Raw genomic sequence first — 14095 nt, 5'->3', positions numbered from 1 at the left:
AAAAGGAGAGAATTATAAATGAAAAACGTATTCAGAACTTTAACAATTACAGGTGGATTAGCAGCAAGTCTATTAATCGGAGCAGGTACAACATCTGCGGCAGAAAATGATTCTTTATTAAACTTAAATGATGGTTTAGTAGAGAACTTGAACATTTTCGATTCAAATGATGACAATAATTTAGTGATTGATTCACAAAACAATAGTAGTTCAGATGTGAAAGTTGAGACTACTGATGATTCACTTGACACTACAGTTGATGGAACAACAGAAGGATCAGTTGATGCAGTAGTTGAAGGCGAAGACGAATCAGCAGCAGTAAACGATGACGGCAATGCTGGTGTTATGAATGAAACAGTCATTGATGAAGAAAACGACATGGTTTCTTCAACAACAGAAGCGGCTACAGAAGGTTCAGTTGGAACAGTAGTTGAAAGTGAAGACGAATCAGTAGCAGTAAACGCTGACGGCAATGCTGATGTCATGAATGAAACAGTTATTGATGAAGAAAACGATACGGTTTCTTCAACAACAGAAGCGGCTACAGAAGGTTCAGTTGGAGCAGTAGTTGAAGGCGAAAACGAATCAGCAGCAGTAAACGCTGACGGCAATGCTGGTGTTATGAATGAAACAGTCATTGATGGAGAACACGATACGGTTTCTTCAACAGCAGAAGCGGCTGCAGAAGGATCAGTTGATGCAGTAGTTGAAAGCGAAGACGAATCAGCAGCAGTAAACGCTGATGGTAACGCTGATCTTATCAACGAAACTGTTGTCAATGAAGAAAATAATTCTACGACTTCAACAACTGAAGGTAATGTCGGTGGAAACCTAAATGCAATGCTTGAGAGTGATGATTCAACATCAATTTTAGGGGCTGACAACAACACAACAATCACAAATGTTATTGAATCTAATGAAGAAAATGATTCATCATCTTTTGCACTTGGAACTGAGTCTTTAACAAACTTAGGTCTAAGCTCTGAAGAAGCTGATAACGAAGGATCTGCAAAAGTTATGGCAGCTGTAGCGGCATTAATTGAAGCACAAAGCACAGAAAATTCTTCACGTTTAGGAACTGAAGTAGATGTTGCATCTATGGTTGGTTTAGATTCTGAAGAAGAAAATTCTTTTACTTCAATGTTAAATGCAACTGCTGGTTTATGGATACAATCGAATGATGAGAATGAATCAAGCGAACTTGGACTAGATCTTGGTCTTGGATTAGCAGCGATGTCACAATCATTCAATCAATAATATTACTTAAAGAAAAAACGGAACCCCATGCAAGAAGGGGTTCCGTTTTATATGATTTGGATTAATAACCACTACAACATCATTTTCTCCACAAAACAGCAATCATTTTATTAATCTCTCTGCCTCTTTAGAAACCACAAACGCTAAGTCATCATTGCCAAACAGCTGAAGAACTTCAATTAACGTTCCAGTATCGATTTCTAATTCAAGTGGTTCGTTTTGATCGATAATAACTTTCATGGCTTCGTTCGTACCTTGAGTGGGATAAGCTTTTTGGTAAAGTGCAAAAGGATCGATCTCGTGATTTTGGCACCATTGAACAAATAGTTGAATCATAATTTGTTCATCTTCTTGATATTTTTGAATGATATACTCGGTCATCATTTTTTGGTCCATGGGAGAATCCTCGTTTCGGAAAGTTGTGAAACTTTTGGCTCTTTATTTAAACCAGCCTTTTTCTTTAAAACGGGAAATCGCTTCAATGCGATTTGTCACATCGAGCTTATCTAAAATAACTGAAATGTAATTTCGAACTGTGCCGGTTGTGATGTATAGTTCACTAGCTATTTCTTTTGTGTTTTTGCCCGTTGCAATTAATTCAAGAACTTGATGCTCACGTTCTGTTAAAGGATTGTCTTCACCGCTATAAGCTAAGTCAACAAGCTCCGGTGCATAGATGCGTCGTCCGTCCATTATCAATCGAATGGAGTTGGCTAAATCCTCACTCGGACTGTCTTTTAATAAATAGCCACTTACACCTGCTTTTCTCGCACGTTCAAAGTATCCTGATCGTGCAAAGGTTGTAAGGATAATGATTTTACAAGGATGGTCTTTTAATTCCTCAGCTGCATCAAGGCCGCTCTTTACTGGCATTTCAATATCAGTAATAAAAACATCAGGATTTAACTGTTTAACCAATTCAATGGCCTCGGCTCCGTTTGGTGCTTGGCCTACAACTTCTAAATCTTCTTCTAAATCTAAAAGAGATCCTAATGCTCCAAGCATCATCCGTTGATCTTCAGCGATAATTATTCGAATCATGACAGTTCCTCCATTTCAGATTGCAGGATTACATGAGGAATACGAATGTTGACCGTCGTTCCTTCAGTTTCAGACACATAAAGAATACCATTTACAAATTCTAGTCTTTCTCTCATACCTCTTATTCCATTGCCGTCTGTATTGGCATTATCTCTACTTAGTCCAACTCCGTTATCCTGAACTTGAAGAAATAACTCAGTGGAAGACTGTTTGATTAAGACGTGACAGAATGTTGCTTGGCTGTGCTTGACGACGTTGTTGATGGCTTCCTTTAAACACATGCTTAAGACATTTTCAACGAGTAAAGGGGTATCTTTTAATACTGGATTTCCCTTAACGCGGAAATCTATTTCAGCGGCTTTAAGAATTTGTTGAACCCGAACCAATTCGTCTTCTAACTTTCCAACTTGAATGTTGGAAACGAGGTCTCTAACCTCTTTTAAAGCAATCCGTGCGGTGTGATTTATATCTAAAAGTTCATTTTTTGCTTTAAGGGGATCTTGATCGATTACTCTTCTTGCTAGGTCACTTTTTAAACCGATTAATGAAAGTTTTTGTCCTAATGTATCATGAAGATCTCTCGCAATACGCTGCCTTTCTTGAATAACTAGAAGCTGTGAAATCTTTTTATTCGCATCCTCTAATTGACCTTCTAGTTTCTCTGTTTTAATTTGATTGTGAGAATTAAAGGGCAACAAAATCACACCAATCACTCCGATTAGAATGAAAGGAAATTGCGTAACGAAAAGTTCATATTGCGTGAAAAACCCAATGCTCACTGAAATCATTGTCGTCACGAGATGAATAACAAACATCGTAATAAAACCAGCTCTGTTTCGAATGTTTCCAATGAAAAAGGCTAAGAATAATGAAAAGAAAAAGTATCCGAAAAGAATGATGAGGGTGATGCTAATTACAATTTGAAAGGCAACCCAGACATACATGCGCCATCCTTTGGAAATAAAAGATTGTCTATAAGAAAGAAAGAAACCTACAACGAGTAAAAGTCCCAGTAAACTTTCTAATGGTGAATAAGACTTGAATATATAAAATAAGGGCAAAATACAAAAAATAATCCATACGTAAATACTGATGTAAGGATTTTTAGGGAAAATGTGATACCACTTTTGCATAGGAACCTCCAGGACATGAAAATGGTTGAATTGATTATGAAAGAATTTCAAGAATTAATCTTGTTGTTACAGTCACATTCTGCTTTTCTAAATAGTATAACAGACAGAAAAACCATTCCATGAGCGGAATGGTTTTCTAAACTCTTATTTTTCTTGAACGCTAGAGCGTTGAAGTGTTGTTTTCGTGTTGTTCAGTAAATGTTGAATTTCTTTAAATCCAACGAATGTTTTTTTCGTTTCATCGTATAGACGGAATCGAATTGACTTCAAACTTGTTTTAAGCGTTATGGTTGTTGCTTGGTGAAGAGGTGGTGTTAGTTCATGAGCTTGTTCTAAGTTGTAATTTGGCACTCGTGGGCTTAAATGATGCACGTGGTGATAGCCAATGTTTCCAGTTAACCATTGAAGAACTTTTGGTAACTTGTAGAATGAGCTACCATCAACTGCTGCTTTCACATAATCCCATTGATCTTCATCTTCGAAATACGAATCTTCGAATTGATGTTGAACGTAGAACAACCAAATTCCAAATGAACCAGCTACGATTAAAATAGTACCTTGGATAATCGCGAATGCTGGCAAGCCGATCCACCAAATCATACCGCCATATAATGCAACGATTGCTGCATTAATGAAATATGTGTTGTTACGTTCTTTAGGACGAGCATCCTTGCGGTTGAAACGGTTAGACACTAAGTATAAAAATAACGGCCCAAGACCAAACATAACGATAGGATTTCTGTATAAACGGTAAGCAAAACGTCTGCCTGGTGATGCTTCGATATATTCATCAACTGTCATAACCCATACATCGCCTGTTCCGCGTTTGTCTAAGTTACTACTAGTTGCATGGTGAATAGAGTGATCACGTTTCCACTTTTCATATGCAAACAGGGTCATAATCCCTGTGATTGTGCCTAAAATAGCGTTTGCTTTTTTGTTTTTAAAGAAGGAACCGTGCGTGCAATCGTGGAAAATGATGAATACACGAACGACGAAACCTGATGCTACAATCGCTAAAGCAATTGTTAAGAAAATGGAGATGTCTAAAGCTTGGTAAGCCAAAAACCATAAAATGAAGAACGGTGGAATCGTGTTAATAATTTGCTTAACACTAGCAGCCGTATCTGACTTTTCAAATTGAGCTACTTGTTTGCGTAATTGCATTGTTTTTTCTTTACTCATAGCGTCCTCCTTGAATATCTGTAATGTTTGAATTTTCATAAATAAATCCTGTTCCTTAATAATAGGCATTAGGAGCAGCTAATAAAAGACACAAACGTCAAGTGAAGAGTATGACAAGTGTCATATAGGTACGGAGTCGGATGGTTTTAATAATTCAGTATAGTGGCGTATGATTTTACTTAAGATGTGTGGCTTTTAAATAGAAAATACGTAGATAAAGGAAGGAGTTTTTATTCATGAAATTCAGAACTGAAAGAGATTCTATTGGAGAGATTCAAGTACCTGCAGATAAACTTTGGGGTGCCCAAACGCAACGAAGTAAAGAAAATTTTGCGATAGGGTCTGAAAAAATGCCGATGGAATTGATTTCTGCCTATGCCATTTTGAAAAAAGCTGCCGCAATCGTTAATCATCAGCTCGGCAACTTATCAGCTAGTAAAAAAGATGCCATATCTAAAGCGGCTAATGAAATTATTGAAGGTAAATGGAATGATCATTTTCCTCTTGTTGTTTGGCAAACTGGAAGTGGTACACAAACCAATATGAATGTGAACGAAGTCATTGCTAATCGGGGTAATCAGTTCTTAGTTGAAAATGATAGTGACGAACGTTTACATCCTAATGATGATGTCAACCAATCACAAAGCTCAAACGATTCGTTTCCAACAGCCATGCATATTGCAGGTGTCATATCGGTTAATGAGAATTTATTGCCAAAAATAAAAGTTTTACATGACACGCTTTCTAATCAAGAGAAAGCTTTTGAATCCATCGTTAAAATCGGCCGAACTCATCTGCAAGATGCAACTCCTTTAACACTTGGACAAGAAGTGAGTGGCTGGAAACATATGATTGCGAAATGTGAACAAATGATTCAGGAAAGTCTTGTTCATGTACAGGAACTTGCCATAGGTGGAACGGCGGTTGGGACGGGAATTAATGCACATCCAGAGTTCGGTGAGCGCGTAGCTAAAGAGATTAGCCAGCAAACAGGCTATCCATTTACCTCCTCAGAAAACAAATTTCATGCACTGACGAGTCATGACCAATTGGTCTATGTTCATGGGGCAATGAAAGCCTTGGCTGCTGACGTCATGAAAATTGCGAATGATGTACGCTGGCTAGCGAGTGGGCCGCGTAGTGGAATTGGAGAAATTACGATTCCTGCAAATGAACCAGGTAGCTCCATCATGCCTGGTAAAGTGAATCCAACTCAAAGTGAAGCGATCACAATGGTTGCAACTCAAGTTATGGGCAATGATGTGACGATAGGAATAGCTGCAAGCCAGGGGAACTTTGAGCTGAACGTATTCAAACCAGTCATTTTTTATAATTTCATGCAATCCGTTCGCTTACTGAGCGATTCCATCGGTAGTTTCCATGATCATTGTGTGGTAGGGATTGAGCCAAACAAGGAGCAACTAGAACAGCATATGAATAATTCTTTAATGCTCGTTACAGCTCTAAATCCTCATGTAGGGTATGAAAAAGCTGCAAAAATCGCGAAACTTGCACATGAAAAAGGCTTAACGTTAAAAGAAGCCGCAATGGAAACTGGGTATTTAACAGAAGAAGAATTCGATCAATTTGTAGATCCGTCGAAAATGGTGAAGTAATACTTAAGGGAGAAAGGATGAATCCAATGCAAAAACAGATTTTATTAAAAAATAGACCTGAAGGAACGCCGACACATAATGATTTTGAAGTAGTTAATGTGCCAATCGCGCAACCAGAAGCGGGAGAAGTCCTAATTAAAACAGTCTACATTTCAGTTGATCCATATTTAAGAGGTCGAATGAACGATGCAAAATCATATATTCCACCATTTCAATTGAACGAAGTTCTAACTAGTGGAGTTGTTGGGCAAGTTGTAGAATCCAAGTCATCCTTCTTTGAAAAGGGTGATGTTGTCTTAGGGGCACTCGGATGGCAAGAATACTCAATCGCAAATGAAAAATCTGTTAGAAAAATTGATCATACAATAGCACCTGCTTCAACATATTTAAGTGTGTTGGGTATGACAGGCTTAACAGCATACTTCGGATTATTAGATATTGGAAAACCACAAGCAGGTGAAACGGTGGTTGTTTCTGGAGCTGCAGGTGCAGTAGGCTCTATCGTAGGGCAAATAGCCAAAATTAAAGGTGCACAAGTAGTAGGAATTGCAGGTTCAGATGAAAAAGTGAAGTTCTTGCTTAATGATTTAGGTTTTGATGAGGCAATTAATTATAAAACTCAAAATGTGAAAGAAGCTTTAAAGGATGCATGTCCTAATGGAATAGACGTGTACTTCGAAAATGTGGGGGGAGAAATTTCAGACGCAGTCTTCCCGCTACTCAATAATTTCGCGCGAATTCCAGTTTGCGGTGCTATTTCTTCTTATAACAATGAACAATTAGACGTTGGTCCTCGCGTTCAAGGTTATTTAATAAAAACGAGTTCATTGATGCAAGGATTTACAATTGGTAACTACTCGTCTCGATATAGTGAAGGGGCGAAAGATTTAGCGACATGGTTGCAAGAAGGTAAGCTCAAATATGAAGAAACGATAACAGAAGGATTCGATCAAACAATTGACGCATTCTTAGCTTTATTTGAAGGTGCGAATATTGGGAAGTCACTTGTGAAAGTTTCCAATATAGATAAATAGACATGAAACCTAACCGCTTCGGATTAATATCCGAGCGGTTTTTTTACCGAATAATTTGTAGTTTTGAAACCTTTTTGCAGGAGCATGCGTATGAAGAAGAGAATAGATAGTAAATACTTAATCATGAAGATAGACTTACATAATAAAAGTGGGGTGGAGAGATGACAGGTACAATTGCAGTTATCATGGTTTTTTCAATACCAATTATTGCGATAGTGAGCGATCACTTAAAATCAAATACGAAGCAAAAGGCTAAGATGCTTGCTACAGAACTCGAATTGGAAAAAGTAAAACAGCAAAACTTCATCGCCGAAACAGAAAAAATGCGACTTGAACTTCAAAAGATGCAAATAGATTATGCACATACAACAGATCCTATTTTGATAGAACTTCAAAAGGAAAAAGCAATTTAAAATAATGGATAACGAAGGTGGTTCGTTACTTCTTTCGCTTTCCGCGGACGAAACGCTAGTCTCCTCGACTCATCTGTCTACGACAGTTGAGCATGTGGGGTCTAGCGTATTTGGTTTTTTCACAGGAGTCTTCAGAAAACCACTTTCTTGCTAAAAAAGCTTGCAGAATCATTCTACTGAAGAGGTTAGAGATTTTAAAGATGTACCAAAGTGATTGTATTTGTATTGTTGATTGAAATGAAGGCGGCGACTCCAGCGGAATTAGCAAGAACTGAAGACCCTGGACTGAGCCACGCGAAGGAAGCGGCTGAAGTCTTGCCCGCGGAAAGCGTCCGCTGAAATGGAAATCAGCCAGTTCCTCTAGTTAGAAAAAGAGCTGTCCCAAGAGTCACGAAAAGTGAATCTTGATACAGCCCCTTTTTGGTTACGTTCTTGTGCAGTTGTTTTATGCGAAATATATAACAGAGCACTTTTAATAAAGCTTACCTTGACGATAAAGCACCGTCGATAGACGCATGACCGAATGGATGAAACAATTTTGACGAAGTGGGAATGGATCCCCAAAATATTGTGGCAAAATCGTATCCATCGTATGTTTCATTTTCGCGATTAGTTGATTATGAACTTCTTCTTCGCTGTAGAACTGCGTTTCACGACCTTGAAGCCATTCTAGATAAGAAACAATTACACCACCGGCATTTGCAAGGATATCTGGTAAGATGACGACACCTTTTTGGCTTAAATAGTTATCGGCTTCTTCAGTTGTTGGAGCATTTGCCCCTTCGACTATAATTCCCGCTTTAATATCGGCTTTATTTCCATCGTGTAATTGATTTTCTAATGCAGCTAAGAATAAAACATCAATATCCATCGTTAAGATATCTTCACGAGGCTGAATAGTCGCTATGATACCGGATGATTTCAATTGTTCTTCTGTGCTTGGTAGATCGCCACGGTTTGAAGCTGTGAACGCAACTAATGCTGGAATATCAAGTCCTTCCGCATTATATAAAGTTGCATTCCGATCACTCACCGCAACCACTTTATTTTTTATATAATCGCAATTATAAGCTTCTAGTGCTGTGACAGAACCTACATTACCAAACCCTTGAACAGCTACAGTTAACGGGCGATTAGCATATGAAAGTGCTGTTTTAGCAAATGGATTTGTCGATACAGATAAATTATTTGCATTCGCATTCAAATAGTCATGCATTAAATAACGGAATGTGAAATATACCCCTTTACCAGTTGCTTCGCGACGTCCAAGAGATCCGCCGTTTGCGACACTCTTGCCGGTAAAGCTACCTAAATAAGGTTTTCCGTGATTTATTTTTTTGTATTCTGCCATCATCCAATCCATTTCACGTTCACCTGAACCAACGTCTGGAGCGGGGATGTCTTTATCAGGTCCGATTACATGATTAAAGTATCGGACATATTTAACACAAATTCGATGCAATTCCTTATCTGAGAAAGATTTAGGATCAACCACGATTCCACCTTTACCACCACCGAAAGGAACATTATGAAGCGCATTTTTTAACGTCATCAGAAATGCTAAGTTCGTCACTTCTTCTTCGTTAACGCTCTCGTGAAAACGAATCCCGCCTTTATAAGGTCCTAAAGCGTCATTGTGATGAACGCGATAAGAAGGAATTCGTACGACTTCGCCATTTTCTAAAGGCAACCTTAAAAACGATTTATGTATTTGGTTAGGTGTCGATAGAATGGCGTTTAAGGATTTGAAAGCTTTGACTCTCATGTCCTCTTTTAAATCAGGTAAAAACAGTTTATTATCCATTAATGCATCCAAAGATTGTTGAATAATCGATCTTGTTTGTTCTTCCACTAGTGAAGCACCTCCGCTAAAGTAAGTTCTCTTCTATCTATACCCAAAGAAGACTTCAATAACCAATGATCTTTATCAAATCTAAGCATTTTAAACTCTTTTTAAACCCATTGCTTCTCTTCAACATCAAAATTCTTTTCTGCCCAAGCGATGCCATCGTCTACGGAATCCACTTTGTAATCATCTTGAACATCCCAATTTTGATCACACATGAAAACATAATAGTCGTTTTCTTCTTCATAATGAACAATCGCTAAACTCATAATTGTTACTTCTGTTGTTGATCCATCCTTTTCTTCAAAAAACATCATGCCTAGCTTTTGATCTTCAGGACTTACGGTATGTTTGATGACTAATCCACCGTCCAGTTCTTTAGGTACTTCTTGCATATTCAAACACCTCTTTCTGTTGTATGTAGCTTTGTACTTTATTTTTACCATAGTGTAGGTTTGATTACCATTAGAGCTAACATTAGTGCAAGTAGACCAATATAAGTCCATGTCGACGTTTTCAATTGTTTAAGCAACATGTGTTTATCTGAATTCGATTCTTCCATTTTCTTTAGTTTTGGCGAAAATGCACGGGCTAAAAAGAAAATCGAAATGACCATTAACGCAATGGTTGAAATAATCCAAGGGGTTTTCCAACTCCATGGACCCATTATAACCAATAGAATGCCTGATCCAACGAGCACATGACCGGCATGTTTAATTAAACGTACGATAGAACGAAAAATCGAAATGTATGCTTTGTCAGTGTGATCATTAGAATGATGCATTTTACTTATTAGTGAAAATAAAACAAATAGAGGACCAATTGAAACAACGGCACTCAAAACGTGAATGAAAATAATTGAAACATAAATCTTGTTCATAATTATTCTTTAACCTGACTGAATTCATGAACCCATACTTTCATAGTAGGTAACCAAGGCATTCCTGGATGATAAGACAAAATGGATTGTTTGTAAGCTTCTACGGAATCATAACCTTCTTGTTGTGCATGTACATCTGTTAGTTCTCCGAGTGATTGATGGTAGACTTGATCCACTCTAAACGAATGGCCATCTAACACCATAATCTCGCCCACATCAGCATATCGACCATTTCGGCGTGTGGCTGTTTTTTCGCCTTTTAATACTTTTTCAACATCAGATTTCATTGTCACTAATTTTTCGATTGAACATGTTTTTGCTGGTAAATGTGTATCGTGCTGATTTGTCATGTGTTTTTCCACCTTTAATTGTAGTTAGTTAACGTGCATTCATGGGTATCTTGTTAAAAAGCATGTTATTACATATTGTACACGTGAAAAGAAGCAGAACCAAATAGCGCTTATCTAGAAAAGGGGAATTTCCATGATTGAAAACACAAATGAGACCGTTTTGGCAAAACAAACGGTCAATCGAATAGAAGAAATAGCAGGGACTTACCCAGGGTATCGACGTGCACATGCAAAAGGTGAAATCTATGAAGCTGAATTTTCACCTTCTGGAGCAGCTGCTTCGTTTACTACAGCTGAACATTTACAAAACACTAATGTGAAGGCTATTGTTCGCTTTTCCAATGCTTCACCTAATCCATCGACACCAGATCAGTTATCCATCATTAAAGGAATGTCTGTCCAGTTTCGCTTACCTTCTGGAGAAATAGCTAATTTAGTAGGTGTTACGATTCCGATTTTTGTAACCAAATCACCACAAACATTTTTTAAGATTTTAAATACAGTTAATTCTTTTAAAGAGGGAAAGCCTCATTTTAGAGACATGGTAAAACTATTTGCATCCTACCCGGAAAGTCGAGCAGCAATACAAATGATTCGCAAACTGGAAAACACAAAAAGTTATGCAACAGCTGCCTATTATGCGATGCATGCATTTTATTTGGTTAATAAAGAAGGGAATCGTGTACCCGTAAAATTCGAATGGATTCCTGAAGCTGGGATCGAGACGTTGACTGTAAAAGAAATGGTTGGTTTACCGAAAGACTATTTAGAAAAAGAATTAGAAAACCGACTGGAAAATGAACAAGTGAAGTTTCGATTGGAAATTGTATTAGGTGAACCGGGTGACTTAACCGATGATCCAACAAGGGAGTGGCCGAAGGATCGTAAAAGAATACATGCAGGGATTTTATCGATTAAAAGAGTCGCGACTGAAGTTAGCGATGATATCATATTTAATCCAACGGTAGTACCTAATGGAATCGAGTGTTCGGATGATGAGATTCTATTATTCCGAAAACATGCTTATGCTGTATCTCATGAAAGAAGAAGTAAAGGAGAGTAATACTATAAAATGGACGTCTATTGAAGCATTCATGGCTTCTGCTATGAGTGGATTCCTAACAAAATGTATTGATAAAAATGTGCTTTCTTAAATATACTTTTTTGTAATTTTAAATTTATCAGTTGTAGTCGCTATTTAATTTGAGATTTTGTTGAGTGTAGCGGAAAGTGGCGACTCCGGCGGGAATAGCGCGTCCAGGTGAGACCCCGCAGTGAGCGTTGCGAATGAGGAGGCTCACGGACCGCCCGCGGAAAGCGTCCACTTGTAGCGGAACAAGAGAATATTCTTTAAACAGTCTGGGTTTAATTCTACTAATTCCTTTGTTACCATATGCTAAATAAAGAAAAAACTAAATGTCATCTATTTGGCATATACTAGCAATTGGCATATGTATTTTTATCATTTGCGTAAAGGAGATTAAAATATGAGTATTGCTGTTATATATGGAAGTACACGTGAAAATGGAAATACAGAAGAATTAACGGAAATCGTCATTCAGGATTTGGATGTTGAAAAGATCGTGTTGCGGAACTACGAAATAAAACCGATTCATGACCAACGCCATGAGGAGGGCGGATTCACGCCGATTGAGGATGACTACAACAGTTTAATAGAACGAATGATGAAACATGACACACTGATTTTCGCGACACCTGTTTATTGGTATAGCATGAGTGGGACAATGAAAAACTTCGTGGATCGCTGGTCACAAACGATGCGCGATTCAAATTTCCCGAATTTCAAGGAACAGTTAGGAACAAAAAAAGCATATGTAATTGCCGTTGGTGGAGATAATCCTCGCTTAAAAGGATTGCCGTTGATTCAGCAGTTCAATTACATTTTTGAGTTTATGGGCATTTCATTCGAAGGTTATGTTTTAGGAAAAGCTAGTCGGCCAGGCGATATTTTAGTCGACCAAGTGGCATTTGCTACGGCAACCGATCTAAACTTGAAATTAAAAGATCAATAATCAGCACCAAGTGCTTCGGAGAATATCCGCTGGGCACTTGGTGTTTTTAGATGTCACATTCACTCAAAATTTCTTCTTTGAATGAAAAGGAGTATTATTGAATAAAATTATTTTTTTCTAAAGGTTTTTCAAAAGGAGATGAATGTATATGATCAATCGAATATTTACGATTCTGGTTTTTGTAGGAGTTCCATTAACAGTTGTAGCTTCTCTCATGCATTGGTCCAGTATCACGATGTTTGTTATTTGTTCTGTCACGATCATTGCGATATCTAGTTTTATGGGACGAGCAACTGAATCGTTAGCCATTGTTAGTGGACCGAGAATTGGTGGATTATTAAACGCGACATTTGGTAACGCAGTCGAACTAATTATTTCTATTTTTGCTTTGCAAGCAGGTCTAATTGGGGTCGTGTTAGCTTCGTTAACAGGTTCTGTCCTTGGGAACTTACTTTTAGTTGGAGGCTTGTCTTTCTTCTTGGGTGGCGTTAAGTTTAAACGTCAAAAGTTCAGTATTCATGATGCGCGACACAATTCAGGTCTATTAGTTTTTGCTGTGATCGTAGCATTTGTCATTCCGGAAATTTTTTCGATGTCCATGAATGAAGAGAAGACGTTACAAATGAGTGTGGGAATTTCAATTATCATGATTGTCTTATACTTAGCTGGGTTATTTTTCAAACTGGTTACGCACCGTGGCGTTTATGCGCATGATGAACCAACACCGGATGGCGAACATGAGGAACCGGAGTGGTCTAAAAAGAAAGCTTTAGGAATTTTACTTCTATCTACACTGGCTGTTGCATATGTATCTGAAAACTTAGTTCATACGTTTGAAGCGGTTGGGGAACAGTTTGGTTGGTCCGAGTTATTTATTGGTGTCATTATTGTAGCCATCGTAGGTAATGCTGCGGAACATTCATCAGCCATATTAATGGCGATGAAAAACAAAATGGATGTTGCAGTTGAAATTGCAATTGGATCAACTTTGCAAATTGCGATGTTTGTAGCACCTGTTTTGGTTCTTATTTCTTTATTCATGCCAACAGCGATGCCTTTGGTTTTCACAGTTCCAGAATTAGTGGCCATGGCAACAGCGGTTTTACTAACCATTAGTGTTTCGAATGATGGAGAATCCAACTGGTTTGAAGGGTTAACATTACTAGCTGCGTACCTAATTATGGGGATTGGGTTTTATTTATTGTAATTATAGACGTCTCATATGTCATAAGTCCCTAGTTTAGTGAATTTTCTATTTTTTGTCGTTTTACAATTGAAACTTGATGTATGATAGAAGAACAAAAAGT

At 37.9% G+C, this 14095-nt stretch carries 15 protein-coding genes; 7 read left to right on the top strand and 8 right to left on the bottom strand.

The genetic code is table 11. The annotated features are described in order from the left end of the window. Positions 1-18: 18 nt before the first annotated feature. Positions 19-1257 carry a hypothetical protein gene (locus AC3EA5_RS13065; protein WP_488608736.1) on the top strand — a complete coding sequence of 413 codons (1239 nt, stop codon included), beginning with the start codon at positions 19-21 and terminating at the stop codon, positions 1255-1257. Between the two features lie 102 nt (positions 1258-1359). Here the strand turns inward: AC3EA5_RS13065 and AC3EA5_RS13060 are convergent, their stop codons facing one another. The 4 genes from AC3EA5_RS13060 to desA all read right to left on the bottom strand — a co-directional run bounded on the left by AC3EA5_RS13060 (position 1360) and on the right by desA (position 4616). Then, entirely contained in the window at positions 1360-1653 is a 294-nt protein-coding gene (locus tag AC3EA5_RS13060) for a hypothetical protein (RefSeq protein ID WP_488608735.1), read from the bottom strand. 42 nt (positions 1654-1695) lie between these two features. Continuing rightward, a complete protein-coding gene (locus AC3EA5_RS13055; RefSeq protein WP_488608734.1) occupies positions 1696-2298 on the bottom strand; it encodes a response regulator in 603 nt (200 codons plus the stop codon). Next, positions 2295-3431, bottom strand: coding sequence for a sensor histidine kinase (locus AC3EA5_RS13050; RefSeq protein WP_488608733.1), 1137 nt, complete (start codon positions 3429-3431; stop codon positions 2295-2297). Before AC3EA5_RS13050 ends, AC3EA5_RS13055 begins: the two co-directional genes overlap by 4 nt. Positions 3432-3575: 144 nt before the next feature. After that, complete coding sequence (desA, locus tag AC3EA5_RS13045; RefSeq protein ID WP_394191104.1) at positions 3576-4616, bottom strand: Delta(5) desaturase DesA; 1041 nt, start codon at positions 4614-4616, stop codon at positions 3576-3578. A gap of 236 nt (positions 4617-4852) precedes the next feature. Between desA and fumC the strand changes: the two genes are divergently transcribed. From fumC to AC3EA5_RS13030, 3 genes are all read left to right on the top strand, one after another. After that, positions 4853-6232, top strand: coding sequence for a class II fumarate hydratase (gene fumC, locus AC3EA5_RS13040; protein WP_488608732.1), 1380 nt, complete (start codon positions 4853-4855; stop codon positions 6230-6232). A gap of 17 nt (positions 6233-6249) precedes the next feature. Continuing rightward, on the top strand, positions 6250-7266 hold the full coding sequence (locus tag AC3EA5_RS13035) for an NADP-dependent oxidoreductase (protein ID WP_488608731.1): 1017 nt from the start codon (positions 6250-6252) through the stop codon (positions 7264-7266). 161 nt (positions 7267-7427) lie between these two features. Then, positions 7428-7679 (top strand): hypothetical protein, encoded by a 252-nt coding sequence (locus AC3EA5_RS13030; protein WP_488608730.1) that lies wholly within the window; start codon positions 7428-7430, stop codon positions 7677-7679. Positions 7680-8151: 472 nt separating this feature from the next. Here the strand turns inward: AC3EA5_RS13030 and AC3EA5_RS13025 are convergent, their stop codons facing one another. From AC3EA5_RS13025 to AC3EA5_RS13010, 4 genes are all read right to left on the bottom strand, one after another. Further along, positions 8152-9531: a Glu/Leu/Phe/Val family dehydrogenase gene (locus tag AC3EA5_RS13025; protein ID WP_488608729.1), complete on the bottom strand. Its 1380-nt coding sequence runs from the start codon at positions 9529-9531 to the stop codon at positions 8152-8154. Between the two features lie 101 nt (positions 9532-9632). Next, positions 9633-9920 carry a hypothetical protein gene (locus AC3EA5_RS13020; protein ID WP_488608728.1) on the bottom strand — a complete coding sequence of 96 codons (288 nt, stop codon included), beginning with the start codon at positions 9918-9920 and terminating at the stop codon, positions 9633-9635. Positions 9921-9964: 44 nt separating this feature from the next. Further along, positions 9965-10405, bottom strand: coding sequence for a DUF2269 family protein (locus AC3EA5_RS13015; RefSeq protein WP_488608727.1), 441 nt, complete (start codon positions 10403-10405; stop codon positions 9965-9967). Positions 10406-10407: 2 nt separating this feature from the next. Further along, on the bottom strand, positions 10408-10755 hold the full coding sequence (locus AC3EA5_RS13010) for an ASCH domain-containing protein (protein WP_488608726.1): 348 nt from the start codon (positions 10753-10755) through the stop codon (positions 10408-10410). 133 nt (positions 10756-10888) lie between these two features. Here AC3EA5_RS13010 and AC3EA5_RS13005 point away from each other — a divergent pair, with 133 nt between their 5' ends. The 3 genes from AC3EA5_RS13005 to cax all read left to right on the top strand — a co-directional run bounded on the left by AC3EA5_RS13005 (position 10889) and on the right by cax (position 13995). Then, positions 10889-11818, top strand: coding sequence for a catalase family peroxidase (locus AC3EA5_RS13005; RefSeq protein ID WP_488608725.1), 930 nt, complete (start codon positions 10889-10891; stop codon positions 11816-11818). A 424-nt stretch (positions 11819-12242) separates the two neighbouring features. Beyond that, positions 12243-12788, top strand: a complete 546-nt coding sequence (locus AC3EA5_RS13000) for a flavodoxin family protein (protein WP_488608724.1) — start codon at positions 12243-12245, stop codon at positions 12786-12788. A 148-nt stretch (positions 12789-12936) separates the two neighbouring features. Then, a complete protein-coding gene (gene cax, locus AC3EA5_RS12995) occupies positions 12937-13995 on the top strand; it encodes a calcium/proton exchanger (RefSeq protein WP_488608723.1) in 1059 nt (352 codons plus the stop codon). Positions 13996-14095: the final 100 nt, after the last annotated feature.

The organism is Paenisporosarcina sp., from assembly GCF_057785155.1.
The sequence above is the reverse complement of the archived record's forward strand: the minus strand, read 5'-3'. Positions and strand labels throughout refer to the sequence as shown.

Bases quoted from the DNA above. Each gene is read 5' to 3' on its own strand.
- cax (WP_488608723.1), top strand. From the start codon at position 12,937: ATGATCAATCGAATATTTACGATTCTGGTTTTTGTAGGAGTTCCATTA.
- AC3EA5_RS13060 (WP_488608735.1), bottom strand. From the start codon at position 1,653: ATGGACCAAAAAATGATGACCGAGTATATCATTCAAAAATATCAAGAA.
- AC3EA5_RS13035 (WP_488608731.1), top strand. From the start codon at position 6,250: ATGAATCCAATGCAAAAACAGATTTTATTAAAAAATAGACCTGAAGGA.
- AC3EA5_RS13065 (WP_488608736.1), top strand. From the start codon at position 19: ATGAAAAACGTATTCAGAACTTTAACAATTACAGGTGGATTAGCAGCA.
- AC3EA5_RS13000 (WP_488608724.1), top strand. From the start codon at position 12,243: ATGAGTATTGCTGTTATATATGGAAGTACACGTGAAAATGGAAATACA.
- AC3EA5_RS13015 (WP_488608727.1), bottom strand. From the start codon at position 10,405: ATGAACAAGATTTATGTTTCAATTATTTTCATTCACGTTTTGAGTGCC.
- AC3EA5_RS13020 (WP_488608728.1), bottom strand. From the start codon at position 9,920: ATGCAAGAAGTACCTAAAGAACTGGACGGTGGATTAGTCATCAAACAT.
- AC3EA5_RS13050 (WP_488608733.1), bottom strand. From the start codon at position 3,431: ATGCAAAAGTGGTATCACATTTTCCCTAAAAATCCTTACATCAGTATT.
- AC3EA5_RS13055 (WP_488608734.1), bottom strand. From the start codon at position 2,298: ATGATTCGAATAATTATCGCTGAAGATCAACGGATGATGCTTGGAGCA.
- fumC (WP_488608732.1), top strand. From the start codon at position 4,853: ATGAAATTCAGAACTGAAAGAGATTCTATTGGAGAGATTCAAGTACCT.
- AC3EA5_RS13010 (WP_488608726.1), bottom strand. From the start codon at position 10,755: ATGACAAATCAGCACGATACACATTTACCAGCAAAAACATGTTCAATC.
- AC3EA5_RS13030 (WP_488608730.1), top strand. From the start codon at position 7,428: ATGACAGGTACAATTGCAGTTATCATGGTTTTTTCAATACCAATTATT.
- AC3EA5_RS13005 (WP_488608725.1), top strand. From the start codon at position 10,889: ATGATTGAAAACACAAATGAGACCGTTTTGGCAAAACAAACGGTCAAT.
- desA (WP_394191104.1), bottom strand. From the start codon at position 4,616: ATGAGTAAAGAAAAAACAATGCAATTACGCAAACAAGTAGCTCAATTT.